The 24,671-nt window shown below is 60.5% G+C and carries 29 protein-coding genes and 1 pseudogene; 9 read left to right on the top strand and 21 right to left on the bottom strand.

Translation table 11 applies throughout. The features are described from left to right. A partial coding sequence (locus EN808_RS13290; RefSeq protein WP_189524107.1) for a hypothetical protein occupies nucleotides 1–1,951 on the bottom strand: 1,951 nt, incomplete at its 3' end. A 902-nt stretch (nucleotides 1,952–2,853) separates the two neighbouring features. Here EN808_RS13290 and EN808_RS13285 point away from each other — a divergent pair. Then, nucleotides 2,854–3,645 carry a hypothetical protein gene (locus tag EN808_RS13285; RefSeq protein ID WP_135916016.1) on the top strand — a complete coding sequence of 264 codons (792 nt, stop codon included), beginning with the start codon at nucleotides 2,854–2,856 and terminating at the stop codon, nucleotides 3,643–3,645. Nucleotides 3,646–3,663: 18 nt separating this feature from the next. On the opposite strand, the gene EN808_RS13280 is transcribed toward EN808_RS13285, so the two are convergent. The 17 genes from EN808_RS13280 to EN808_RS13195 all read right to left on the bottom strand — a co-directional run bounded on the left by EN808_RS13280 (nucleotide 3,664) and on the right by EN808_RS13195 (nucleotide 15,022). Next, the gene (locus EN808_RS13280) at nucleotides 3,664–3,987 is read right to left on the bottom strand and encodes a hypothetical protein (RefSeq protein WP_135916015.1); all 324 of its coding nucleotides are present in this window, start codon (nucleotides 3,985–3,987) and stop codon (nucleotides 3,664–3,666) included. Next, nucleotides 3,987–4,175 carry a hypothetical protein gene (locus EN808_RS13275; protein ID WP_135916014.1) on the bottom strand — a complete coding sequence of 63 codons (189 nt, stop codon included), beginning with the start codon at nucleotides 4,173–4,175 and terminating at the stop codon, nucleotides 3,987–3,989. Before EN808_RS13275 ends, EN808_RS13280 begins: the two co-directional genes overlap by 1 nt. Then, nucleotides 4,154–4,399: an ABC transporter permease gene (locus EN808_RS13270; protein ID WP_135916013.1), complete on the bottom strand. Its 246-nt coding sequence runs from the start codon at nucleotides 4,397–4,399 to the stop codon at nucleotides 4,154–4,156. The genes EN808_RS13275 and EN808_RS13270 overlap by 22 nt, the downstream gene beginning before the upstream one ends. After that, nucleotides 4,399–4,623 carry a hypothetical protein gene (locus tag EN808_RS13265; RefSeq protein ID WP_135916012.1) on the bottom strand — a complete coding sequence of 75 codons (225 nt, stop codon included), beginning with the start codon at nucleotides 4,621–4,623 and terminating at the stop codon, nucleotides 4,399–4,401. Before EN808_RS13265 ends, EN808_RS13270 begins: the two co-directional genes overlap by 1 nt. A gap of 2 nt (nucleotides 4,624–4,625) precedes the next feature. Then, nucleotides 4,626–5,345, bottom strand: a complete 720-nt coding sequence (locus tag EN808_RS13260) for a glycosyl hydrolase 108 family protein (protein WP_135916011.1) — start codon at nucleotides 5,343–5,345, stop codon at nucleotides 4,626–4,628. Between the two features lie 72 nt (nucleotides 5,346–5,417). Continuing rightward, on the bottom strand, nucleotides 5,418–5,783 hold the full coding sequence (locus EN808_RS13255; protein WP_135916010.1) for a hypothetical protein: 366 nt from the start codon (nucleotides 5,781–5,783) through the stop codon (nucleotides 5,418–5,420). An 8-nt stretch (nucleotides 5,784–5,791) separates the two neighbouring features. Next, a complete protein-coding gene (locus tag EN808_RS36985; protein ID WP_245525066.1) occupies nucleotides 5,792–7,084 on the bottom strand; it encodes a hypothetical protein in 1,293 nt (430 codons plus the stop codon). 576 nt (nucleotides 7,085–7,660) lie between these two features. Continuing rightward, nucleotides 7,661–9,124, bottom strand: a complete 1,464-nt coding sequence (locus tag EN808_RS13245; protein WP_135916009.1) for a hypothetical protein — start codon at nucleotides 9,122–9,124, stop codon at nucleotides 7,661–7,663. Continuing rightward, complete coding sequence (locus EN808_RS37780) at nucleotides 9,096–9,977, bottom strand: hypothetical protein (RefSeq protein ID WP_348630932.1); 882 nt, start codon at nucleotides 9,975–9,977, stop codon at nucleotides 9,096–9,098. Before EN808_RS37780 ends, EN808_RS13245 begins: the two co-directional genes overlap by 29 nt. Then, complete coding sequence (locus tag EN808_RS13230; RefSeq protein ID WP_135916007.1) at nucleotides 9,977–10,594, bottom strand: ribonuclease H; 618 nt, start codon at nucleotides 10,592–10,594, stop codon at nucleotides 9,977–9,979. Before EN808_RS13230 ends, EN808_RS37780 begins: the two co-directional genes overlap by 1 nt. Next, entirely contained in the window at nucleotides 10,591–11,076 is a 486-nt protein-coding gene (locus EN808_RS13225; RefSeq protein WP_135916006.1) for a hypothetical protein, read from the bottom strand. The genes EN808_RS13230 and EN808_RS13225 overlap by 4 nt, the downstream gene beginning before the upstream one ends. After that, the gene (locus tag EN808_RS13220) at nucleotides 11,073–11,318 is read right to left on the bottom strand and encodes a hypothetical protein (protein ID WP_135916005.1); all 246 of its coding nucleotides are present in this window, start codon (nucleotides 11,316–11,318) and stop codon (nucleotides 11,073–11,075) included. Before EN808_RS13220 ends, EN808_RS13225 begins: the two co-directional genes overlap by 4 nt. Next, nucleotides 11,315–11,590, bottom strand: a complete 276-nt coding sequence (locus tag EN808_RS13215; RefSeq protein ID WP_281041759.1) for a DUF6074 family protein — start codon at nucleotides 11,588–11,590, stop codon at nucleotides 11,315–11,317. Before EN808_RS13215 ends, EN808_RS13220 begins: the two co-directional genes overlap by 4 nt. Continuing rightward, the gene (locus tag EN808_RS13210) at nucleotides 11,591–12,502 is read right to left on the bottom strand and encodes a hypothetical protein (RefSeq protein ID WP_135916003.1); all 912 of its coding nucleotides are present in this window, start codon (nucleotides 12,500–12,502) and stop codon (nucleotides 11,591–11,593) included. 248 nt (nucleotides 12,503–12,750) lie between these two features. Beyond that, nucleotides 12,751–13,098: a hypothetical protein gene (locus EN808_RS13205; protein WP_135916002.1), complete on the bottom strand. Its 348-nt coding sequence runs from the start codon at nucleotides 13,096–13,098 to the stop codon at nucleotides 12,751–12,753. A gap of 80 nt (nucleotides 13,099–13,178) precedes the next feature. Continuing rightward, nucleotides 13,179–13,388 carry a helix-turn-helix domain-containing protein gene (locus EN808_RS13200; RefSeq protein WP_135916001.1) on the bottom strand — a complete coding sequence of 70 codons (210 nt, stop codon included), beginning with the start codon at nucleotides 13,386–13,388 and terminating at the stop codon, nucleotides 13,179–13,181. A 404-nt stretch (nucleotides 13,389–13,792) separates the two neighbouring features. Further along, nucleotides 13,793–15,022: a site-specific integrase gene (locus EN808_RS13195; RefSeq protein WP_245525065.1), complete on the bottom strand. Its 1,230-nt coding sequence runs from the start codon at nucleotides 15,020–15,022 to the stop codon at nucleotides 13,793–13,795. A 337-nt stretch (nucleotides 15,023–15,359) separates the two neighbouring features. Between EN808_RS13195 and EN808_RS13190 the strand changes: the two genes are divergently transcribed. Further along, complete coding sequence (locus EN808_RS13190; RefSeq protein ID WP_127872417.1) at nucleotides 15,360–15,593, top strand: hypothetical protein; 234 nt, start codon at nucleotides 15,360–15,362, stop codon at nucleotides 15,591–15,593. A 99-nt stretch (nucleotides 15,594–15,692) separates the two neighbouring features. On the opposite strand, the gene EN808_RS13185 is transcribed toward EN808_RS13190, so the two are convergent. Then, nucleotides 15,693–16,406 (bottom strand): SDR family NAD(P)-dependent oxidoreductase, encoded by a 714-nt coding sequence (locus EN808_RS13185; protein WP_135864829.1) that lies wholly within the window; start codon nucleotides 16,404–16,406, stop codon nucleotides 15,693–15,695. Between the two features lie 133 nt (nucleotides 16,407–16,539). On the opposite strand from EN808_RS13185, the pseudogene EN808_RS13180 reads away from it, so the two are divergent. Beyond that, nucleotides 16,540–17,468, top strand: a pseudogene (locus tag EN808_RS13180) (LysR family transcriptional regulator). A gap of 53 nt (nucleotides 17,469–17,521) precedes the next feature. Here EN808_RS13180 and EN808_RS13175 read toward each other — a convergent pair. Beyond that, a complete protein-coding gene (locus tag EN808_RS13175; RefSeq protein WP_127277298.1) occupies nucleotides 17,522–17,758 on the bottom strand; it encodes a hypothetical protein in 237 nt (78 codons plus the stop codon). A 326-nt stretch (nucleotides 17,759–18,084) separates the two neighbouring features. On the opposite strand from EN808_RS13175, the gene EN808_RS13170 reads away from it, so the two are divergent. From EN808_RS13170 to rimO, 6 genes are all read left to right on the top strand, one after another. Beyond that, the gene (locus EN808_RS13170; protein ID WP_127277296.1) at nucleotides 18,085–18,951 is read left to right on the top strand and encodes a sterol desaturase family protein; all 867 of its coding nucleotides are present in this window, start codon (nucleotides 18,085–18,087) and stop codon (nucleotides 18,949–18,951) included. A gap of 119 nt (nucleotides 18,952–19,070) precedes the next feature. After that, nucleotides 19,071–19,877: an alpha/beta hydrolase gene (locus EN808_RS13165; RefSeq protein WP_127277294.1), complete on the top strand. Its 807-nt coding sequence runs from the start codon at nucleotides 19,071–19,073 to the stop codon at nucleotides 19,875–19,877. Nucleotides 19,878–19,978: 101 nt separating this feature from the next. After that, nucleotides 19,979–20,677, top strand: coding sequence for a DUF2161 family putative PD-(D/E)XK-type phosphodiesterase (locus tag EN808_RS13160; RefSeq protein WP_135915999.1), 699 nt, complete (start codon nucleotides 19,979–19,981; stop codon nucleotides 20,675–20,677). 56 nt (nucleotides 20,678–20,733) lie between these two features. Further along, nucleotides 20,734–21,141, top strand: a complete 408-nt coding sequence (locus EN808_RS13155) for a DUF930 domain-containing protein (RefSeq protein WP_167531434.1) — start codon at nucleotides 20,734–20,736, stop codon at nucleotides 21,139–21,141. A gap of 181 nt (nucleotides 21,142–21,322) precedes the next feature. Continuing rightward, nucleotides 21,323–22,009: a TerC family protein gene (locus tag EN808_RS13150; protein WP_135880350.1), complete on the top strand. Its 687-nt coding sequence runs from the start codon at nucleotides 21,323–21,325 to the stop codon at nucleotides 22,007–22,009. 158 nt (nucleotides 22,010–22,167) lie between these two features. Next, the gene (gene rimO, locus EN808_RS13145; protein WP_135915998.1) at nucleotides 22,168–23,481 is read left to right on the top strand and encodes a 30S ribosomal protein S12 methylthiotransferase RimO; all 1,314 of its coding nucleotides are present in this window, start codon (nucleotides 22,168–22,170) and stop codon (nucleotides 23,479–23,481) included. Nucleotides 23,482–23,558: 77 nt separating this feature from the next. Here rimO and EN808_RS13140 read toward each other — a convergent pair whose 3' ends face one another. Next, complete coding sequence (locus EN808_RS13140) at nucleotides 23,559–24,626, bottom strand: BMP family ABC transporter substrate-binding protein (protein ID WP_127277286.1); 1,068 nt, start codon at nucleotides 24,624–24,626, stop codon at nucleotides 23,559–23,561. Nucleotides 24,627–24,671: the final 45 nt, after the last annotated feature.

Here is a 24,671-nt window from a genome sequence, read left to right as displayed (position 1 = left end):
TTTGGATTGGCAGCGGAACAATACCGTTCGCGGCCAAGACCTGATTTTGATCGGTTGCAGCCGCGATCTGTTTGGAGCGCAGATCGAACTGCTTTTCCTTCATCGTCATGTCGTGCTGCTCGCGGGCAAACTGCATATTTTGCGCGGCCTGATCGCCTTTGATCTTCGCGTCAGCAGCTTTTGCCGCCGTGTCCGCCTCTCGCGCCTTTGCGTCCGCTTCCGCTTTTTGGTGTTCGGGGTTTGGTGGCGGAGGCTGATCGGCCGCTTCCTTGGCATCGGTCACCATCTTCTCAAGCGTGTCCTCAACCGACTTGCCGAGGTTGAACAGCCGCGAGTTCGCCGCAAAGATTTCGACGGCGACCTCTTTCGACAGAGCGCCCTGCTGCACCAGCGGACCGACTGCCGCCCAATAGGCGCCGGCCGCCTGCATGAATTCGGCCGTTTCGGATTTCTGCCTGGTCAGGTCCGCCTTGATGGTCGAATCGCTCTCGACATCGACCCGGTAGGACATGGCAAGGGGCTGGCTCAGAAGCCGCTGGATATCGGCGAGCTTCGCCAGCTTGGCCTGGCGCGACTTCTCCGCCTCCTGAGCGGCCTGCATGGCTTGCTGTAGCTGCTTCTGCTGCTCGGGCGGTATCTGCGCGCCTTGGGGCGGTGCTGGCGGCGGTGTGACCGGCTGCAGATCCTGTTGCGCGGGGATGATCTGCACCCCGGTCATCTGCTGAAGCGTCTCGTGCGTAAACTTCGAGGGGATGATTTCGGACATCATGACGAACAGGTCGCGCGCGCTGCGCTCCATCATCCGCTGCATCTTCTGGATGCGCAGAGAGCCCCATTGGCTCTTGATCTGCTGTGCACCCAGGGTCTCCTGCGCCTTGCTCGCGCCTCGCACGATGTCGGAAATGCCGGTGATTTCGTAGATGGCCTGCTTCGTCTGGTCCCGGGATGCGTACAGCTCGCGGAGCACCAGGATGAACTTCTCGACCGGCCAGAACGCCACCGCGCCCTGAAGGCCGCCATTCGCTGCCCAGATGTCAGCATTGGCGATCGGTACGAAGTCGTCGTCATCGGCGTCGACCATGGCTTTGATGTCGCCGGCATCGCCGGGATACCAGCCCTTCACGCGCATCTTGTTCGTGATGAGGTTGATGCGCTTGGTGGTCAGGTCGAGTTCGTCGGCGAGCTTTCTGTAGATCGCGAACGGATTGACCGGCATCAGCCGGCCGGTGACCTCGATCGGCTGGACCGGCGTGGCGATCGGGAAGAAATTGCTCAGGCCCAGCGGGTCATCGACCTTCTTCAGAATGACGCCGTTGTCCTCGATGAAAATGACCTTGCGGCTGCTCTTGTCCCAGATTTCCCAGCCGGTCAGGTCATCGTCGCTTTCACCGCGGGCTTTTTTCTCGACGTCATCGGTCTGTGTGCTGATCAGGCCGGCATCGAATACCGAGCCCTCGTCTTCGCGCTGCACTATGAACCGGAATGCGTCCCACGGCCTGGCTGCCCAGCGCTTGGCCGGTCCGTGCCTATAGTCGCGCCAGCTTACCGCCTCGAACTCGATGCACTCGTTTGCGAGGCGTTCGCTTGTCGAGCCGTCCGCAGCAGATGCGCCAGATGGTGCTGAATATTCGTCCCCGCTTTCAACATCGTCGCCAGCCGTCGCAGTGCGAACAGTTGTTCCACCGTCGGCGTTGGCGCTCGCCTGCTCAAGTTCGGCATTGGTCGTTTCATCCTTCACGATGTCACTCTTGAAGCGAAGGCGCACGATGCCACGACCGGCCAGGAACCCGTCTTGCGCCTGTGCCTCCAGTTCGACCTGAAGCTTCGAATCGTCGACTTGCTTGCGAATGGCCCGCTCGATGATCTCGGCGACGTCGGCAGCGGCCGGGTCTTCATCGGCGAAGCGGCGGCGAATGTCCGGCGCGGGCGGGCTGTTGATGATCGCCGGCACGATGGTTTCGGTGTTGGCGAAAAGGATGTTGAAATCGTAGGTGCCGCCGAGCGCGGTCGACGACGTCAGGTCTTGCGATCGGGTCTCGCCAGTGTAGGCCTTCACCGCCTTTTCGGCGTCGTCCATCCAGTTCTTTTCGAGCTTGCCGGCGGCCTCGACGCGCGCAAGCCACTTCGATCCTTCCTCACGAAGGGCCGCGCCCTGCTTCTGCTGATCTGGGGTGCGCTTGTCCGACTTTGCCATGCCTAGCAGCATGGAGGGCATGACAGCGAAAATCTAAGATGCTTGGAATATGATCCTGCTTAAGATGCTCGCGGTGGGGCGCTTTACCCTGCCCGCGCCGCTTCCTATCGGTTGTCTTCCGCGTCAAGAGCCCGGAAGGGCCATCTATTTGCAAGGATGATCAAGACGGTATTCGATCAGGAGGCTCTGCACGGTTTCCTTCCGCGACTCTAGAATGGTTTTTGCAGTGGCGGCCTTATCCTCATTGGTCATAGACGTGATCAGAAACGCCAGCGTCCGAAGTTGCTCACTACAACCCTCGACGACAGCCGCGGCAACTTGGTCCGCCGGCTCGCATGAGTTTTTGAACTTTCCTATCCGTTCAACCAGGCACGTATCGTAGGCTTTTACATAGTCGGATAAGTCTGCCGATGCCGGAGAGCTGAAAAAAAGGAGCAGACTAATAAATAGGCATTTTCGCATCCACTTTGCCCCTGGTCCCCTGGTCGATTTATGTGAGACCACAAGGGCGAGTCAATGGGCTCGGTTCCAAGGAGCTTATTCCCGCCCCAAAACGCAAATAGCGCCCCACCAACCCTCTTGGGCCAAGGCAGTGGGCTTTCTTCACTTGCGTGCAAGGTTCTGCTCAGCAATGCTATCTGTCGGGCATGGGGGTAAGAATGCTGAGACATACCGAATCGCGCATGCGGCGCATTGTCTTGATTGGATTGATGTCGCTCAGCTTTATCGCTTCTAAAGCGGCCTTCGGCTCGGAGAACTTTGTAGCCGTGGCGGCGTCTCTTCCTTGCGCTTCATTGAGCCACGAAGCGCTCGGTATGATGCAAGGGGCAGTTGGTCGAGGAGAGGCCTTTGGCATCCCAAAAGACGATTGGACGAATGATGTAGCGGATGCCTTCAGGCTTCGGCTCGACACATGTGATGGTGCTGCTGCGAAACTAGACTGGTCTCTGAGGCAGCACTTCGATTATATTTGGGCAGATCTGGGGCCTGACCTACTTGCACAGCGGACGCCTGCCGTGCAGCCGGCACAAAGCGCAACACTCTCACTGACCGACGCAGACAAAAGGGCATTAGAGGCAAAGGCTGCCGAGAGAATACGGTTGAGGGCTGAGGACGAAGCGGCCAAAGCAGTGGAAGAGGAGCAACAAAAAAAGGAAGCTGCGGCTCGCCTAAACAATTCGGCATGTGTGAAAGCAGATGAGATTCGGCAAACCATAAACAAGCGCTCTGGAGGCGATATCGCCAACGTGCTCGGCGTCATCTTGATGGCCAATCAAAACGGAGACACAAAGAGCGGTTGCAAACTCGCGGACGCCCTTTATGAGGACCTGGACAAACTGAAATCTGTTTTGGTCGATTGCAGTTCCGCCGAGGCGGCGCAGATTGGTGGCGTCAAACAATCGCTATATGCCATGCGGAAGGAAATGAGCTGCCTTGGCTGGTTCGAATAAACACTCGGCCCGAGAGCGTCATTTCTCTGCAGCAGGCCTTAACTTCCGCACGATCATCTCAAACAGGATATCCGAGATCCACATTGCTGAGACGCCGATTAGGAACGCGGCCGCCAGCGTTGTGGTGTCATTTGTCGGATCAGGCATCGGCAGTCCGGTTGCCTGGAAATAGGCCACGGCAGGCAGCGTGAGATAAGCCGCCGCCAGCGCTCCACAGATCGGCGAGGCAACCATTTCGCGCAGCTTGTACCGGTGGCGCGACAATGCCCTGAGAACGCCGCCAGCTAGTCCGGCCGCTACCACGGGGCCTTTGATCCCGAGAAGATCGAAGAGGTCATGCATTAGGGCCTCCATCCGCACAGGCGCTGCCCCTTGAGATTGTGGGCCAGCGCGTCTCGGGCCTCGACAATCGTCATGTCCTCGGCGGGGTTTCGGTTTGGCTTCTCGATGTCGCAAAACGATCCGCCAGCATGCTGGCAGGCAGCGAGCGCGACGAAAGCAGCAACAGCTAGGATTTTGGGCGCGACCATCTGGCCTGTCCTTTCAGCACTTCGGCATCAGACATGCCGGCAACAGCCTGGTCGATCTTGTCGGATTCGGTGCGAGCTTCGAGCCGTTCAGCAGCACCCTTGGCGCGCTCTGCACTGGCGCCGGCCAGGCGCTGGTGGAACCCCCAGCCGATTGCCGCGATGAATGCCGCGCCAAAGCCCACAATCGTCGGGTTGCCCAGAAAGAAGGCGACGATTGCGCTCATCACTGATCCTTTCCGAGATCAGGTGCCCTGCGACGCCGCGCATACTCCGTCAGCACGCCCATCCCAAGCAGATAAAGCGGGACGTAGTGTGTCGGCACATATGCCTGGAAAAGCGATGGATCGAGCGCCATGAACGCGCCGAACACGATGGCGGCGAACATCTGGACGCGGGCCAGGAGGATGGTTTCGCTGTACGAGAAGAAGGCCTTGAGTTTTGCCCACATGGTCAGTTCCCCTTGAAGATGGCTCGGAGCGCCGCGTACAGCAGCCGCCAGAACCAATTGGTTTCAACATCGACAGGCGGAGAGGTAGGCGTCGGGTCGGGATAGGTGATCGGCTTGACGACGGGTGGCTCAGGAGCAGCAGGAGGCGCTGCGGGCGCCACAGAAGCCGAGGCGGGCTGATTTGGCGCTGGCGGGGCTGGAATGGCCGGCTGGATCGTCAGGGACAGCGAGGCACGGCGCACGCTCTCGACCCGGCCTGCCCATCCCTTGCCGAAGCTGCCCCAGGTTGGAAGGCGTTTCAGGAACGCCAGCCGAGCATCACACAGCGCATCGATCACAACGCCAGAAGGCTTAGCCGTGACTGCCGCAAGAGTGACCGGGCCAATGCGTCCGTCCTGCGGAACACCGACAACAGCCTGAAGGTATTTCACGGCGCGGCTCGGGCCTGAGTTCACGCCGAAATCCATGGTCGCGTAGTCGACGCCGTCGGGCAACTCGGCCCCGGAGACCGCGTCCCAATAGAAACGGCGATAGACCGTCGCCACCTGATCATCGCTGATCGCCCTAAGATCGGCCTTCGTAGCATCGGCTTTCACGTAGCGGCGGAAGTTGGCGAGGGTGACGCCGCGCATGGTGGCGCCGCCAGGATCGGCAGGATTGTCCGACCAGCCGCCTTCGGATTTGAGAACGAGAGCAAGCGCCCGCGCGAAATTGCGATCCATCACGAAAACCCGCTTCCAATGGCGTTTGGAGCAGGGTGAGGCATGCGCATGCGAAAACCATAGCCGCTTGAATTAGGCGGGCTCGGCTTCGCTGGCGAGAATGATGGCTGGATCCAGGTTCAGAGCCGTGACGAAGGCCGTCGCGTCGGCGTCATCGCAGTAAACGGCAGGATGGTCGGGCGCGAACCAGCGAGCAAAGAACTTCGGTTGCGACGACAACATCGCGTAGGCCTGATCCATCTTGTTCCTGTCGATCAGCCGCTGCATGACGAGCGACTTCGGCACCTTGGGCCGGTCAACGGGCGGCGCATACCCGGGGAAGGTCTCGGCCAACTGGTCAAGGGTCGCGTAATCCGCAAAAAGCTTCTCGCCAGGTGCTGCCTGGTAGTCATCGTCCACCGCGTGGAAGCTGTGACCGTCGTTGCTGTAGACGAACATGAGGCCTCTCAGATGTTGTCGTCCCAGCCGTTCAGAAGCACGTTGGTGCTGCCGTTACTGGAGGCATAGTGAAGGTTGGTGCTTTCGAGGATGAAGTCGAACTGCACGTTGACCACAATGAAGCTGCCGGTGATGCCGTTGTTGCCGTTTGCGACCGGCGCTGCGTTGGCCGCGCTCCAAACGCCATAGGTGTTGTTCGGGGCGATCATGGCGCGGGTGCTGTCGCTCTGCGCCATCAGCATCGTGCCGCGAATGGCGACTGCGGTCGGCGGCACAAAGCTTCCGATTGCAACAGCGGTCCAGGTCGGCGTAGTCGGGCTTCCGCTTGTGCCGCTGGCGATGATCGGTGGCGCGGTCGGATTGGTGCCGTTCACGACATGAGTGCGGCGGCCATATTGCAGAGTGCGCCACAGATTTGCCGACGCGTCGTTGCGCACCGCGCCCATGCGCGCCTTGAACGTGTAGCCGCCCGGCATAGTCGGTGCGGTCGAACTGGCGGAGAGGATGGCCCTGACGTTGGTCCCGTCAAATATGACCCATGGATAATACCAGGTGTTTGCCGCCTCGGCGCCGGTATCGAGGCCGCTCAAGCCGGCGACCGTGAGGTCGGCGGAGACGTTGACGGCGGTCAGCCGAACTGCGCCGCCAGTGGCGTCCTCGACTGTGAGGCCGTCGGCTGTGATGGTCACTGCGCTTGCGCTGGTGGCCTGAACTTTAAGATTGCGGAAGCCGGCGACGAGCTGCTGCCTGGTGCTGAGCAACATCGTTCCGTCGACGTCCGGCACGGTGACGGTGCGCGTTGTGCCCGTGGTGATCCCTGACGCCTGAAACTTCAGCTTCTTGGTGTTGTCGGCGTCATCGACAATCGCAGTGGTGGCGTCTTCCAGGGATTTGTTCTTGAGAACTTCTGCCCCCGCCGCTGAGTAAGGGGCCGTGCCCGCTCGCGTGTAGCTGACGCACCGCCAGTTGCCACCACCGAGCGACCGCATACGCGCCACATCGCCAGCCGCCGTCGTGATGTTCGCTGCGCCCGGCAGAATGAGGCTGGTGGCGTTGTGCGTGAACGTTAGGATGCCCGCGAACACCAGATCCCGCTCGGCACCGGCGCCGACCGTGCCAAGCGCGGTGATGGTGACCGTGCCGGTGATGTTGACGAGAGTGCCGGTGGCATTGGCCAGGTTGACCGTGGCGGCAGAGGCCATGTCGGTACTGGCGGTGCTGAAATTGTCGTTGCCGCCGACGGCAGTAGCTGAGCCTGATCCGCCCGCCGTTACAGGTCGCGCCGCGTTGGCGTCCGCCACCAGATCATCGACGAGCGCGTTGTACTTCGCGCTTTCGATTGTCGTGTTAGGCGCTCCCTTGGTGCCCGGAGGGGCTGAATACACTCCACCAGCGCGGGACATAGCTGCTCCAATCTTATCGATTGGGGCGATGATCGTGGCGCAGTCGCGAAAATCTAAGCCGCTTGATAAGCACCAAACAAATGGACTCGTAAAACGCAGCTAAAAAAAATATAAACCTTTGTTTTTAAATAGGAATTCCGGTTTGGATAAAGCGCGTACATTGACTAAAATGGTTCGGACACCCTAATTTAAGTGCATCGGGGGAGCCGTGGATCAGACGGCTCCCCCGACAACCAGGAAAGGAGGTGATAATAAATGGCTGTGTGGGCCTACTTTGCGCTTAGCTTGCTTCATGTCGCAAACGGCGTCGTCTACTTCATCCTCGCCTTCCTCGGATAATCTAATTATCTGAATTTGGTGAGCCCGACCATAGACGGCAACCCCCTGTGCCGCAACATCTGTGGAATCCTGCGGTTCAAGAGCCGGCGCTTGCGCTGGTGCCCGCCGCTGCGCAAACGCGTCAGCGGCGGGCGCTTAGCCACGCCCCTGTCGGCGCCTCACCATAGCGTCGACCGCTTCCTTGACCGTTTGACCGCTGCGGATGGATCCATCGGGCATGGCGACATAGGCGCCCTTGTTGCCAGCCGGCTTGGCTGTGGGCACGACGGCCTCGCGCCACGCCAGGCCGAGATATCGCCAACTCGAGCCGATGTGTTCTGCCCAATCCTTCACCGGGTTGTCGCGGAACCGCTTCAGATCATCGTCCCACTCGCGCCGGTAGGACTTCAGGCCGTCGCGCCCGTCAGCGGTGCGCTCGTCGTCGAACACCGCCAGCTTGATCGCCTCTCGTCCGGCGGTGATGCCTTCTGCCACGCTGACCATGCCGACCATCTTCGGCTTACGCCCCATCGCTTTGAGCATGTCGAAACGAGTGTGCTTCGTGCCCCAGACTGGTTGCATGACGTCGTGCGGCACGTAGTCGGTGCCGTTGTAGCCCTTGTCGTTGAGCCACTTGCACCACAGTTCCAGGTCTTCCGTGTCGGGCCGGTAGAAATCGACAATGCGGAGTTCCGAGCGCTGATAGATCGGGTTGCCCGTTGCCAACATGACGAAGATCGGGACGACCTGGAAGCACCAGATCGGATTGTTGACCGCTTTGCCAAGATCCCATGCCGTATGCACCGGATAGGCAGGATCAACCGGCACGACGCGCACGCGGCCCTGCGTTTCAGCAGAGGCCATCTCGGCGCCCCAATAAGCGCCGACCATCGCTCCCGCGAATGAGCAGTAATATTCCTGCTCAATCAGCAGATCGGCGATGTCCTTGCCGAACAGGCCCGTATACTCCCGGCGCTGCCGTTCGATCGCATCAAGGCTGATGGCATTGGTGACGCTGACGGACAGGACTTCAGTAAACCAGCCCAGTCGATTGGTAACACGGTCGAACACGTCTTTCCTCACCGCGTCCAGCATGCCCTTGGCATGATTATTGCCGCGTGGCGTGGTGATGAACGAAGCCCAACCGCCGTTTTCAGCCAGGATCGGCGACAGGTAGGCCCATGCCGACGGATTGGCCAAGGCCCATTCTGAAAAGGTGATGCCGACCGGCGGAGAACCGACCAGACTGTTGAAGTTGTCCGACCCGACAACCTGAAAGGTGGAATCGACGTCCTTGAAACGAAGGAACATCTCATTGTCGTTCATGTTGGCTATCAGAGCTTCAGGGAAGGCCTCGAACAGCCGCCGCTTGCCGGTGTGAGGGTTGACCGCGTTCCAGATCGCCTTACGCGCCTGCGCAGCCTCCGGCAGCATGTGCCAGTAGGTGCCTGGCCTCTCATAGGCCGACACGGCATGCATATTCAGGTTGACGTCGTCCTTGCCGGCGCGGCGGTGCCAGAACAGGAGCTGGCGTTTGCACCCCTGCTCCCATGTGTTCCATGCCTTCTGCTGATACCAGCGAGGCCGCCAGTTATTCGCCGGAAGTCTGACTGTCGGCATCAGCGGTTTCCGAGAATTTCACGATCTGCACCGTCAGCGGTCCGCCGTCAGGATCGGTGAGCGCGACCCTGGTGCCGTACTTCTTTGGCTGCATGCGCTCGGCGACCCATTTCCGGGTATCGATGCGCAGCCGCGAACGCTGTATGTGCTCGCTGTTGACCTGGTCGTAAGTCGAGCCATCCGCATTGGTCTTTGTGACGTAGTCGTTGCTGCCATCGTCGGCGATGTCTTGCATTTCGTCGACATGGGTGTCGGCCTGCATCGCGCGCGCACGCGTGTATTGGTTGCAAAAGGCTTCGTGCGCGGGATCAAGCAACCAGCGATGGACAGTCACCCTATCCGGCATATCGTCATCCAGGCAGATCGACCGCAGGCTCTTTCCGTCTGCAATCCGCTCGCAGATGGTGATCGCCAGTTCGTCGGTGAATATGGTTGGCCTACCCGTCATCCTACTGCCTTTGCGTTGCCTTCCTTCATCCTGATTAGGACAAGGCGCTTGGAAACTCCTAGACGTGGCAATCTCGCGTGGTCGAAAGCCGTCATCGAGCAAACGCGTGATCTCGCGGCGGCGCTTGTCCGCGATCAGAAGTTTCCGGTGCCGGTATGGTCGATCCGCCCGGGGATCCTTGAGGCGCTTGGCCCTCGCGATGCACTCCACCACCGTCGAAATCGAAACGTCGAGTTCTTCAGCGATGGTCGCGTAGGAAGCCATCTCGGACCACATGTCGAGAACGCGGTTGCGGGTGCGGGCTACCTTGGGATGCGTCCTGCCGCCCTTCTTGTTGAAGGATGAGAAGGCGTAGAATGGAAGGGATGACCGCTGTTGGCGCTCTTGTGTCTTCTGGCCGCCCACTAGGACCTCGCGCTGTAATCGAGTTGCTGGCGGATAAGGTCGAGCGGCGTTGCCAACTGTTCAACGATCATTCCCCGACCGATCAGCGAAAGCTCGTCGGCGCGTTCATTGCCGATGATGCCGGCATGTCCCCTCACCCATTCCAGCCTAATTGGAACGACAGTCAGCGCGGCGTCGAGTGCTTTCCACAGATCGAGGTTCGCAAGGGTATCAGCGCCGCCCTGCTTTCGGCGCCAGCCGCGCGCCTTCCACTTGTGCCGCCAGTCGTTGGAGCCGTTGACAACATACGCGCTGTCGGAGAACAGCCTAACGTTTGCAGCCCCACTGCCAACGTTTGCGGCGACCCAGCGTAACGCTTCGCGCGCTGCAGTCATTTCCATTCGCTGATTTGTCGCTTCGAGGTCGCCGCCGCTGGAATAGTGGATCTCGTCGCCATCACGGTAGACGACGAAGCCCCTGCCACCGGCGCCGGGGTTCGGCTCGCAACAGCCGTCTGCGTAGACCGCCAGACCAAGGGGAACCTCGGTGTCCTCGACAAGTCGTTTCGCAACGTCTGGTAACGTTACATCGCGTGACACGATGGCGGTCACGTGACACTTAGGACTGTTGTCGGTCATAGGTGGAAATCCCTCAGTTCATCCAGAATGTCGAAGCGCTCGCTTTTCAGGCGGACCTTGACTGTGGGGTTGGTTTCTAGGCGGCGTTCGCGAGCAATGCGGTTCAGCCTCTCGCCTTCCGTCTCGAATCGCCGAACCGGGATGCCCTTCGCGCGGATCGCCGCGAGCACGGTACCCAGGTCCGCGTCGCTCAGGCTTGCCTTGAACGTTTGCCGCATCCCGTTTTCCAACAGGTCGACCTGCCAGCCCCAGGCGGCGCGGTAGTATTCGATTTCGTGAACGGGCCGCCGGTATTTGAACCGCCGCCCGCTCCCACTGTGGGCCAGCCGCTCGGTGTTCGACCGCCCGAGCAGATTTTGCGCCATCCGCAATTCGGTGGGGTCCAGCCCGGTCAGCGCCGACGCTGGCTTCCAGCCGGCCAGCAGCTGTTCAGCCATCCGCTGCAACTGTTCGTCGGTCAGTTCCTCGCTACCGTCCATCATGAGGCATCGCCTTTTTTCTCGGCCTTCAAGTCGTCCAGTTCTCTCTTGATGGCGTCGATCAGACGGTACGCCGCGCCTGCTGTGGTCAGGACAATGAACATGTCCCCGTCCTCATCCCACCCGCCCTGCTCTCGAATTACGATGCCTTCGTTTGGGTTGCGGTAGACCGCGATTGCCCGCTGCTCTCGGATAACAACCTCCTCTCCGCCGTTCCAATCGAACTTGTCTCCGGCGATGCTCATGCCGCGTCACCGTCCTGTTGAGCCGCCGACGAGCGCAGCGCGTCGAAGACGACCAAGGCGAACCTTTCGATCTGATCGTTGATAACGCTGCGGTCATGGATGCCGCTTATCTGCAAGCGACCGATTTGCTGGCGAACCGTCGAACGCCAGTAACGGTCCGCCGCTAAGCCGTGCCGCTTTTCAAGAATGCTGATCGTTTCGCGCACCAGCCGCGCCTGGCGGTGCAGGGGAAAGGGAACGATCGATGCCTTTTTGTCTCGGTTCTGTTCCATTTAACTCGCAACTCCCATCTGGCGGAGTGCTTCGTCACCGTCGCACTGTTCGGTGCCGCCGCTGGCGCCTACCGCACCTTGTCTGCTTTGGAGGGAAGGAAGGGCCTTTGACGGCAGTGCCAAGACGACACCCGCCGAGCCCGAGGACGCCGCCGTATTCCGCCCTACGGGCGGGCCTTTGACCCCGATGGATCGAGATTTTTTTTCGAGCGTGAGCGAGCTTGGACCCCGTGAGGGGGCCTCTTGCGGCGGATCGACCGGCTCAGATGAGACAAGTGTGTCGCTTTTGGTAGACATACCTACTAGCGACGGACCTGTCTCACGAAAGCGCCTGTACCATTGGGCGCGCGAGATCCCTTCGGCATCCCAAGGGCGACCTTTGGACAGGGAATTTTTGGCCAGCCAGCTTTCCCGAGGTTCGACACCACGAGCGCGCCGCTTTGCCGTCTGCCTTGCCCGGTCACTCGTCCGCTTAACGTCTTTCGCGATGCCCTTTCGAACCCGGGCAGAAAAATCGCAGGCGCCAATAGTTTTGATTTCGAGCGCCGTCCTCTCCAACAAGGTCAGGCAGATTTTGCGCGCCGCTTCGTCGGCCTTCATCTGATAGCGGCGGCCGACGAGCTTGTTGAGGATCGGACGGATGATAGTGCCCGCCCGCAGCAGCGCCCAAGGAGCCCATCTATGGCACCAGTTGGCCAAGACCTCATCCAGATCGAGCACATTGCTCAGGCAGTGTGCGTTAAGCGAATAGGCGGCGACCTCGATGAAAAGGTCCGCATCGTCGGTTTCGGGAAGAACGGCCCCGTAACGGCTCGTGATGACCCGTTCCAGCTCGCGCAGTCTGGCATTGGTGATTTGAAATGGCGCGGTTGGCTTTGGCTTGTCGGCCAGGATGCACCGGCCGACTTTCATTTTGCCAGTCCGGCTTGCGCGGAGCCGCGCAAGGGCTACTGCATTGGCGCCGCCCATCTAGTGAGCCCTCGCCCGGATCAGGTTCGCCTCACGCTCCGCTGCAATGGCTTCGGCGACCGACAGGTTGAAACGCTTGCGAATCTGAGGAAGGACGGCATGGGCCTTGTCGGCGCCGCCTGTGGCCAACCATTGGGCGGCTTCAGTAACCGGGGCAGTGGCGCCCCCCGGTTCGCCGTTAGCGACGCCGCTCAAGCCGCCACCGTCACATTGTCAACTACGGTAACTGCCGTCGCCAAAGAATAGCGAGAATGAGTACCCGGAAAAGGGCCGCCGTGACTCTCGCGCGGAGACGAGATGATGAATCCGGCTCGGCGCAGCAAAAAAACGCAGTGGCCAACTCTGATGCCGGCCGGCAGGTCAAGCGTAGTAAGCCCGCGCTTCCCCGCACTGATCAACTGCTTCATCATCCATGCAGCCCGCCCGTCGAGCTTGACGGTGCGGCCATCTGGCTCGATCTTGACCGTAATGGCGAATTTTCTGTTCGCTGTTTTTGAATGTGAATTAACGGACGCCTTCGCGCCTGCTACAGGCTGCATTGTCTGTTTCCTTTTTCGGAACATCCCTGGGAGGGGTTGTGAAATTTAGGGGCAGATTGCTTGAGCGGTCTGCAAACCGCTCAAGCTTCCCCTGCCGATACCGGTTCGGGGTTTCCCTTCGGCAGACTGTCGAGCCACTTGTCAGCGTCGACTTTGCGGATGAGCGTCTTGCGGCCGGCCTTCCGATACTCCAGGCGACCCGCCTTCATTTCCAAATATGCAGAGTTTCGGCGGATGCCGTACGCGTCGCAAAAATCGGCGACCGTAAACGCGTTTGGTGCGGCAGACATTTCCTTCCTTTCGTTCCGTTGAGACGAGTACAAATCAATGCGGACATATTAGCAGAATCACGACTCGGCGACGACCCCCAAATCCAGCAATACCCGGTTTCCACAGGCTTGAATTTTGCCATTAAAGATCAGTCGGTTAGCCAAATCGCTGGCCACGTTTTTCACAGGTTATCACCACCCATGTTCGCTTTTGGTTCTCGGGATTGCGTACGGCAAAATGACTCGATGCCAAATCGCCTTTAATGCCCCACCAGGCTAATGTACGGAATAAGGCGAACCACTGCGTTCCACGCAGCATCGCGGCCACCTCAGAATCAAGCCGCGAACACACAGGTCCGGTCCCTCAGATAGCAGTATTGGCTTCCAGGATTCGCCCGTCAAGAGTCCACGGACGGCAGGTGGAGCTAAATCTGGTTTCCCCCAACAAGGCATAGGTTTCCTCGCACGGCGGGTGCTTTCAGATAATTTGCCCAAGCCGCCATCAGCTTGCGACGCTTCTCCAAGGCATCCTTTCGCCGGTACGCGTTTTCGACCGAATCGCCGACCCTGTGAGCGAGAGCTGCTTCGGCGACTTCGCGAGGGAACGAGGTTTGATCCCCGCACCAGTCGCGGAACGCTGAGCGGAAACCGTGCGGTGTAAACTCGCCAACCTCCATGCGCCGCATCTGCATTGTCATCGCCATGACTGAAAGCGGCACATGTTCACGGCGCTTGCTTTCCCCTGGGAAGACATAATCGTTGATGCGGGCTTCGTAGAGCGGCTTAAGGATGCTCAATGCCGCATCGGTGAGCGGCACGCGATGGACGATGCCCGCCTTCATCCGTTCCGCTGGCACAGTCCAGAGCTTTTCAACGAAGTCGATTTCCGGCCAAGCGGCGCCGAGAACTTCACCCGATCGAGCAGCCGTCAGGATGAGGAAGTCCATCGCCTTCGCCGACATGGCTTCAGATGCGCGAAGACGCTGCACGAAAGCCGGCACGTCGACATATGGCATCGCCGCGTGATGGCCGCGAGACAGCTTCTTGCGCTTCGGCAGCAGGTGTTGAAGATGCCCGCGCCACAGAGCTGGATTCTCGCCAGACCTATGACCAGCCGCCTTAGCCGCGTCAAGAACGCGCTCAATGCGTCCGCGCAGACGTTGTGCCGTCTCGGGCTTCTCTAGCCAGATGGGTTTAAGGATCTCCAAGATGTCGGCTGTGTCGACGGTATCTACCTGCTTTGGGCGGATCCGCTTGCAGTAAGCGTCGCCGAGCGTCATTTCCCATTGGGCTTTGTGCTTAGCGTTGCGCCAGCCCTTCCCGACCGCCGCTATCAAATCGTCGGCGCTCTTCCCGAAGGTCGGCTTTTCCGCTTTGACTTCTGTGTCGATCGGTTCGAGGCCACGGCGCAGACGGTCGCGGCAATTGGTGGCGGCGATGCGCGCGTCTTTCAGCGAGACGGAGGGATAGGAGCCTAAGCCGGCTTCCTTCCACTCACGACCTTTTCCAGAGCCTTTGAAGTGCACGAAGGTCCAGGACTTGGTGCCTCCCCTCTTCACCATCAGGTAAAGCCCGCCGCCGTCGCTGTAGCGGCCAGGTTTCATTTCCTTTGCCCGGATGGTCGTTTCAGCAAGAAGGTTGAGCGAGCGGACCAAATCAGCAACTCCGTTCCTAACTTCGGAGCATGATGTTAGCGGACTGGCACGGATAATGCCAAACAAAGAACCGCGAAAACCCTTATGATTCAACAGGTTTCTGGTGCGGCGGCAAACGTTAACGGACGTGGGTTTAAATGACACTCCCTCCGCCAGAACGACGGCAATGTACGCCTGTGACCCCTGCCCGGAAAATCGGTTTCGACCAGGTGACGTGGGGGAGCAAAATGCCCGAAATAACGTGGGACGCCGCCGCAAGATGGGCGGTTGAAGTAAGAAAGCCCCCAAAGCGGCCCGACTAACTGGAACGTTGTAGCAGGTAGGCGCGTTGTCGCGCATGCTCAAAAATATCGCCTTCGCCGCGCTTCTCATACAAGTCGCTGCCGTCTCGGCATTGACCACCCAAACGCTGCTTTTTTCATCAGCGTCCACGCAGGCATCGAGCGTTCCGCTGAATGAACCTGTCGCCACCGCGAAAGACTGCGCGAAGGCCACCCGGCCGGATTTTCCTGTTCACTGCGTAGAGTACGTCCAGGTCCGAAAGCTCATCGCCATGACGGCGGCTCAATAAGGGCCAGATGCAGAAGCCGCCAGCGGTCGCGGTACCACTTTATTTCGTGTGGCCGCGGACAAGCTGGCGCTCGTCGCCGCGCAGGCATCGCGATGGGATTTACCAGGGGACGGTGCGTCCGAGATAGTCGACATAGTGCAATCCCTGGCTTCCCTTCCTGGCAAGCAGAACGTTGACGAGGCTCGGCACGCTTTCCTCGATGCTCAGCCTTCCATCCGGCCCTCCCAGCTCCGTACGGACCCAGCCGGGCGCCATCAGCACCATGGCACGCGATGTTGCGGCATGGCGGGCGGCGAAGCTTCGCATGAACATGTTCAGCGCCGCCTTGCTGCCCCGGTAGACCTCACGTTGACCTGTCTCGTTGTTGGAGATGCTCCCCTGCCCGGACGACATCACGCCGATCAGGCCGGCAGCTGGAACAAATGGCGCCAGGCTCTCGAGAACACGCATCGGGCTGAGTGCATTTGTGATCATCACGCGCACGAACTCGTCGGTCGTCACATCGGCGATCGTCTCAGCGGGGTTGTTGCTCACGCCGGCATTGACGAACACCATGTCCAACACCCTGCCCGACAGCCGGTCGCGCAAGGCCGTGACCTGATCGGGTTCGCAGATGTCGACTGTCTCGATTTCGAGCCGGCCTTCGAACGCGTCCGCGAGGTCGTGCAGCTTGGTCCGGCCGCCTTCCCGGACCGTGCCGATGACGTTCCAGCCTTTCCCGAGGAACTCGGCCGCCATTGCATGGCCGAGGCCGCGCGACGCGCCGATGATGAGGACTGTACCTGACGGGGTGTTCAAAACGCTTGCGGGCATTGGGCGATCTCTTTCGTTGGTTGGTGACCGCAGATATGGGCAAGCGGAAGCCATGCGCCAGGCGCGCCAGATTCAAACTATGGTTGCATCCGACGCTATGTCTGGCAAAACACCTGCGATAAGGCTGTGTGCCATGGACAATGTGGACTTGAACCTTCTCGTAGCGCTCGACGTCTTGCTCGCCGAAGGCAGCGTGACGGGGGCGGCCCGCCGGCTCGGCTTGAGCACCTCGGCGATGAGCCGGACACTCGCACGACTTCGCGCTGCCACCGGCGACCCGCTGCTCGTGCGAGCCGGACGCGAACTTGTGCCCACGCCGCACGCTACGGAATTGCGCGATCGCGTCCATGAGTTACCCGGGATGTAAGATCAGTCCTGCGGCCGCAAAACATGCGCGTGGACCTGGCCGGGCTCGAATTGACGTTCACCATTCGCGCCAGCGAAGCGTTCCTGGAATTCCTTGCCGGCCCGGTCGTGAATGCGGTCACCCGTGCGGCGCCTCGTGTCCGCCTACGCTTCGCACCCAAGCCCGACAAGGACGCGCGCCCGCTTCGGGAAGGCCTCATCGATCTGGAGATCGGTTTGCTTGGAACGTCCGCGCCCGAGATACGCACCCAGTTCCTGTTCCACGACAAATATGTCGGCGTGGCCCGGGCTGGACATCCGCTTCTGACAGACGCCGGCGTTACGCCCGAACGCTATGCCGCCTGCAAGCATGTCGTGGCGTCACGGGAAGGCAATGTCGCCGAGCCGATCGATGGCGCCTTGCAGAAGCTCGGCCTTGGACGCACCGTCGTGGTTGTCGTGCCCGGCTACCCCGATGCGATACGGATTGTGCGACAGTCGGATCTGGTCGCGACCGTGCCGGGCTCGTGTTTCGGCAGCACAAGTGCAGGCGACCACGCCATCACGGCAGGTCTCGAGAGTTTCGAGCTCCCGCTTCCCATTCCTCAGTTCAAGATATCGGCGATGTGGCATCCTCGCATGGACGCCGACCCGGCCCATCGTTGGCTGCGCGATACCGTGATGTCGGCCTGCCGGGCGGCATATGCGCGGCGATGAAGGCGTGATCACGCAACGACGGCAAGCCCACGCCATGCCAAGCGGCGACCTGCTCAGTCCGACTGCTGTGTGCGCTCCGCGATGGCAAATGCCTGCAGGTTCCTGGCCTTGCCGATGTCCTGATCCGCGTTTGCGATGATCGAGAAGAAGGCTGCTCTGGCAATATCCTTCTTCGAGGCCTTGGGGTGGGCCTTCCGGGCGGCTTTGACAAGCTGCTTGGGAGACATGCCGGGCGTGACGATCCTCATGAGGGTGTCGCCGATCGCACTCATTTCACTCGCGTCCGTCATGGGCGTCCCTGTGCTGACCGTAATGCCATAATAGCAAGGACAACTCGCGACCGACAATATGGTTCTGGAAATGAAAAACCCCGCCGGCAGGGACCGGAGGGGTTAGTCCTGGGAGGACGCGCGTTGCGCTGCGTTCGACAAGCGCGCGCCGACCAGGTAGCGCCAGCTTGCGACACGGATGTGACACCCGGCGAGCGCGTTTGTCACATGACAAGCGAGGAACGATGCAAGCGGTCGGCATCAAGCCTTTGGAAAGGAGAAATGTGGTTCTGTTCGGGAGCTGAAGCGCCGGGTGCGCTGACCAAAGGCAAGGCGATAGCGGTCGAATGGATATCTTTGGCATCAAGGGGCTGTTGATCTGCGCGCTGATCTTCATTCCGTTCGAGCATCTGTTTGCCGAGCGACCGCAGAAGATCCTGCGCAAGGGCCTGGGTGTCGACCTGATCTACGTGCTGTTCAACGGCCTCGTGGTAAAGGCAGTAATAATTCTGATAGCGGCCAACGCACTCGAAGCCGCTGCGATGCTGATCCCGCGATCGGTAACGCTTGCGGTCGGCGGCCAGCCCATCTGGCTGCAGGTCGCCGAAATCATCGTGATTTCCGATATAGGCGTCTATTGGGCACACCGTGCGTTTCACGAAATCCCCGCGCTGTGGAAGTTCCATGCGGTTCATCACGGCATTGAGGAACTGGATTGGCTCGGCGCATTCCACTCTCATCCCGTCGACGCCATCGTCACGAAGGCAATTTCGCTGACACCGATCTTTTTTCTCGGATTCTCCGAAGCCTCGATCGCTGTCTTTTCCATCATCTACTTCTGGCACACGCTGCTTGTTCATTCGAACTTGCGGATTCCGTTCGGCCCCTTGAAGTGGCTCATCGCCAGCCCGCAGTTCCATCGCTGGCACCATGCCAACCAGCGCGAAGCCTACGACAAGAACTTCGCCGGACAGTTGCCCTTCCTCGACGTGGTGTTCGGCACGTACAATGCGACTGGCAACAAAGTGCCTGAGAAATATGGCGTCGACGATCCAGTCCCCTCCAGCTACTTCGGACAGATCGGCTATCCGCTGCGGCGCCGCAGGACACGATCGGATCGGGCAGTGCGTGACGGCGAAGCCCTCCACGAAAATCAGCCGGCGCGAAACAAGCAGGATCGAACGGCAACAGGTGCGGTCAATATCGGCCCTTAGGCAATGCAATCTCCCCTGTCGTGTCGCCTGATGGCAGCAGAAATTGCCTTGCGGGTTGGTCTCGGTGGGGGCCGGCGATAAACATAAGCCCTGCGCATTTGCCAAGAGGCTGTTTCGGCATGGACTATCGCGATGACGACCTCACCAAATTCGAAGCGCATGGTGCCGCTCCTTTGCCGGCCGCGGCGGACGAAGGCCATGTGGAGCATGAGGGTGCGAGAATCTGGTACGCCACCTTTGGGGCGGGGTTTCCCGTGATCTTGTTGCATGGCGGCCTTGGCCATAGCGGCAATTGGGGATTTCAGGTCCCATCATTGGTCGAGCGCGGCTATCAGGTCGTCACCATCGACAGCCGTGGCCATGGACGCAGCACCCGCGACGAACGGCCATGCAAATACGAGCTGATGGCCTCGGATGTCCTGGCCGTGATGGATCGCCTGCAATTGAACAAGGCCATCGCTGTAGGTTGGAGCGATGGCGCCTGCGTTGCGCTGATCCTTGGCATGAAGGCCGCCGATCGCATCGCCGGTGTGTTCTTCTTCGGCTGCAATATGGATCCCAGCGGCACGAAGGACTTCGAGGCCAGTCCGGTCATCGAGCGGTGTTTCAGCCGGCACAAAAAGGACTATGCCGAGCTGTCGGCCACGCCAGATCAATTCGATGCATTTGTCAAAGCTGTCGGCCTGATGATGAAGAGCGAACCCAATTATGGCGCCACCGAGCTGGGAGAGATCCGCGTGCCCGTTGCGGTCGTCCAAAGCGAGCACGACGAGTTTATCAAGGACGAGCACGCCACCTATCTGGCCAGCAGCATACCGGGATCGGAATTGGTGATGCTGCCCGAGGTCAGTCACTTCGCGCCCTTGCAGCGTCCCGACCAGTTCAACCGCGTGCTGTTGGCTTTCCTCGCAGAACTTCATTCCTGAGCCCTGCCTCGCCGCTTCCGGAATCCCCGCTCTGGCCCAGGCACGCGACACACCATTTCGCCTGCGAGGCTTTTCATGTCGAATCGGCTAGACCTTGCGGTATGAACGAGACCTCACTCTATGCGCCGGTGAAGCGTTTCCTGGAAAATCTCGACTTCGTCGTGAAAGGGGAAATCGGCGGCTGCGATATCGTCGCGTTGCGCGAGGGGGAGCCGCCGATTGTCGTCATCTGCGAGTTGAAGCTGCAGTTCAATCTCGAACTGGTTCTGCAGGGCGTCGACCGTGCGGCTGCTTGCGATGAAGTGTGGCTGGCGGCGCGCATGTCGGCGCGGGGCAAGGGGCGCGAAAGCGACGCCAGGTTCCGCAACCTTTGCCGCCGGCTCGGCTTCGGCCTGATTGGCGTAACCGCCCATGATCGGGTCGAACTGCTTCTCAGTCCGATCGCCGTGGCGCCACGCAAGAATGCGCGACGGCGTTCTCGCCTTGTCGACGAGCACCAGCGCCGCCGCGGCGATCCTGTCGCCGGCGGCGGATCGCGCACCCCGATCATGACCGCCTACCGGCAGAGCGCCCTCGCCTGCGCCGCCGCGCTTGCGGACGGCCCCAAGCGGCCGCGCGATCTGAAAGGCCTGACGCCGATCGCGCCGAAGATTCTGCTGCACAATGTCTATGGCTGGTTCGCAAGGGTCGAGCGTGGTCTTTACGATCTCACGGATGCCGGCCGCGCCTCGCTGGTTCGTTGGCCGCAGGTCCCGCATGATGAAGCCCGACACGAGATTTTGATTGCGCCGGGCCTCTGAATACCGGGGTTTGCCGAGCATGAACCGCCCCTGTTGGTTGATTTTTCAGACAAAACATGCTGCTTGTCCCGCCCATGAAGACACTATGCATGATGGCCATTGCGTCCCTGACGCTGGCTTTTCCGGCCAGTGCGATGGACAACGCCTTGCGCTCCGGACTGATGAAACTTGATCCGCAGACCCGCCTCGAGCAGCGTTGCGATGCCGAAGTCCTGGACCGGATCACCCATGATGATCGCAAGTTCAAGGCCGACCGCGTCGTCGCCTACGCCTTCGCGACGCCAGAGATGAGCGCCGACGCCATCCGGAGCCCCGGTGCGGCGTTCCGCAGCAAGGGACAGTGGTATCGGCTGAAGTTCAAATGCCAGACGGGGCCGGATCATATGGAAGTTCTCCAGCTCCGCTATCGGATCGGGGATGAGATCCCTGAAGCCGACTGGCCGAAGTACAATCTCTACGATTAGTTCTCGCGGGCTTGCCCGCATTGGCTTGCCGCCGGCGCATGTTGAGAATCTTCCGTAATTCCACCACCACGAAAATGGTTTTCCAGCGTTGTCCGGTGCTGCGGCTTGACGCCAGCAGACCATGCCTTTAGGCCCGTTCGGACGATCGACGACGAACACTCGACGAAGGGCTTCCAGGTCGATGGAAATATTTACCGCCGCCGGCTTTTCGGCTCTCCTTCAGGTCATCGCCATCGACCTTGCGCTCGCGGGCGACAATGCCATCGTCATCGGCCTCGCCGCTGCAGGCTTGCCGGCCAGCCAACGCCAGCGAGCCATTCTGGTCGGCATCGCGGCGGCCACCGTTCTTCGCATTTTCTTCGCCCTGATCACGCAATGGCTGCTGACCATTGGTCCCATGCTGCTTATCGGTGGCGGCCTGCTTTTGCTGTGGGTTTGCTGGAAGATGTGGCGCGAATTGCGGGTCACCCACGACGAGGAGCGCGACGCCACCGAAGCGCTGTCGAACGGCGACTTCAACAAGGATGGCGTCATTGGCGGCAAGGGGCCGAGCAAAACCTTCTCGCAGGCCGCCTGGCAGATCGTCATCGCCGACGTCTCTATGTCGCTCGACAATGTCCTGGCCGTGGCGGGCGCGGCCATGAACCATCCGACGGTGCTGATTGTCGGGCTGGCGCTGTCGATCGCTTTGATGGGCTTTGCTGCGTCGTTCGTCGCGCGCCTGCTGCACAAATACCGCTGGATTGCCTATATCGGCCTGGTCATCATCCTCTATGTCGCGGTCAAGATGCTGCTTGATGGGGCTGTGCAGCAATTCCCCGATCATTTCGCCTTCCTGTCACCCTGGTTCGGGTCAAGCGGGCACTGACGCCCAGGCGGAGCCGCAGGGCTCCGTTTGCCTGATTGAGGAAGCCGTGCTATTGCGCCGCCCGAATTGAGCTCCTGCTAGGAGCCATGCAAACCGTTATATGTCGAGACTGCGGGCCGGATCGATGTTTCCGGTTCGCGTCCATTGGAAAATTGCCCATGTCCGCCCCACGCGTCAGCTTCGTCAGTCTCGGCTGTCCCAAAGCCCTTGTCGATTCCGAGCGCATCATCACGCGTCTGCGGGCCGAGGGCTACGAGATCGCCCGCAAGCATGACGGCGCCGATCTCGTTGTCGTCAACACCTGTGGTTTCCTGGATTCCGCCCGCGACGAGTCACTCAACGCCATCGGCTCCGCGCTTTCGGAAAACGGCAGGGTCATCGTCACCGGCTGTCTGGGCGCCGAGCCGGACGTGATCCGCGAGAAGCACCCCAACGTGCTGGCGATCACCGGACCGCAGGCCTATGAGAGCGTGATGGCCGCCGTCCATGAGGCGGCCCCTCCCTCGCACGATCCCTACATCGACCTCCTGCCGCCGCAGGGCGTCAAGCTAACGCCGCGCCACTACGCCTATTTGAAGATCTCGGAAGGCTGCAACAACCGTTGCACCTTCTGCATCATTCCAGCCCTTCGCGGCGATCTCGTCTCGCGGCCGGCGGCCGATGTGCTGCGTGAAGCCGAAAAACTGGCCAAGGCCGGCGTCAAGGAACTGCTCGTCATCTCGCAGGATACCAGCGCCTACGGCATCGACATCAAATACCGGACGTCCATGTTCGGCGATCGCGAAGTGCGGGCGAAGTTCCTCGATCTCTCGGAGGAACTGGGCAAGCTCGGCATCTGGGTGCGCATGCATTATGTCTACCCCTACCCGCATGTCGCCGACGTCATCCCGCTGATGGCCGATGGAAAAATCCTCCCCTATCTGGATATCCCCTTCCAGCACGCCTCGCCGCAGGTGCTGAAGAACATGCGCCGGCCCGCCCACGGCGAGAAGACGCTCGAGCGCATTCGCGGCTGGCGCGATGTGTGCCCGGATCTCGCCATCCGCTCGACCTTCATCGTCGGCTTTCCCGGCGAAACGGACGATGATTTCGAGATGCTGCTCGATTGGCTGGATGAAGCGAAAATCGATCGCGCCGGCTGCTTCAAATACGAGCCGGTCAGAGGCGCCCGTTCCAACGATCTCGGCCTCGAGCAGGTACCGCAGGAGGTCAAGGAAGCGCGCTGGCATCGCTTCATGCAGCGCCAGCAGAAGATCTCGGCGACGCAGCTGGCCAGGAAGGTCGGCAAGCGTCTGCCGGTGCTGATCGACGAGGCGCACGGCACCTCTGCGAAGGGCCGCACCAAATATGACGCGCCCGAGATCGATGGTTCGGTCCACATCCAGTCGCGCCGCCCGATGCGTGCCGGCGACATCGTCACCGTCAAGATCGAGCGCGCCGATGCTTACGACCTCTACGGCTCGGCCGTCTGAGCCTCCCGTCAGCTTCTCCATCCAAATGAAAAGGGCGCCTCGCGGCGCCCTCTCCATATCGAAATATGTTCTGCCGTCTATTGCGGCAGCTTGTCGTCGACGCCCTTGACGTAGAAATTCATGCCGAGCAGCGTGCCGTCGTCGGCGACCTCGCCGTCCTTGAGCCACGCCGAGCCGTCCTGCTTGGCGATCGGTCCGGTGAAGGGGTTCCAGCCGCCGGCGATCTTCTTTTCGCTCGCTTCGGCCATCGCCTTCACGTCGTCGGGCATGTTGGTGTAGGGCGCGAGCTTGACCGCGCCGTCCTTGATGCCGAGCCAGACATTGTCCGGCTTCCAGCTGCCGTCGATGGCTGCCTGTACGCGGCTGATATAATACGGGCCCCATTCGTCGGTCAGCGACGTCAACTGCGCGTTCGGCGCGAACTTGATCATGTCGGACGACTGGCCGAAGCCGTGCAGCTTGCGCTCTTCGGCCACCTGCAGGGCAGCGGTCGAGTCGGTGTGCTGGACGATGATGTCGGCGCCCTGGTCGAACAGTGCCTTGGCGGCGTCGGCTTCCTTGCCCGGATCGAACCACGAGTTCACCCAGACGATCTTGGCCTTGAAGTTCGGGTTGATCGATTGTGCGCCGAGCATGAAGGAGTTGATGCCCATCACCACTTCCGGGATCGGGAAGGAGACGATGTAACCGGCGACGCCGGACTTCGATTCCTTGGCGGCGATCTGGCCGAGCACGTAGCGGCCTTCATAGAAGCGCGCATTGTAGATGCCGAGATTATCCCCGGTCTTGTAGCCGGTGGCGTGCTCGAACATCACCTTGGGAAACTTCTTGGCGACCTTCACTTCGGCGTCCATGAAACCGAACGAGGTGCCGAAGATGATCTTGCAGCCTTCGCGCGCCAGACGCTCGAAAGCACGGTCGGCGTCTGGGCCTTCGGAGACGTTCTCCAGATAGGCGGTCTCGACCTTGTCGCCGAGCGCCTTCTCGACCTCGAGGCGGCCCTGGTCGTGCTGGTAGGAATAGCCGAAATCGCCGATCGGGCCGGTGTAGACCCAGCACGCCTTCAACTTGTCGGCGGCCTGCGCGGACGCCGCCAGCGACATTGCGGCGGTCGTGGTCATCAGGGCAATAAGCAGTTTTTTCATTGTGTTACCTCTCTGAGTTAAGCCTTGGAGCTTCCCGTCTTGTTC

The sequence above is a fragment of the Mesorhizobium sp. M8A.F.Ca.ET.165.01.1.1 genome, assembly GCF_004792065.1.
Classification (GTDB): Bacteria; Pseudomonadota; Alphaproteobacteria; order Rhizobiales; family Rhizobiaceae; genus Mesorhizobium.
The sequence above is the reverse complement of the archived record's forward strand: the minus strand, read 5'-3'. Positions and strand labels throughout refer to the sequence as shown.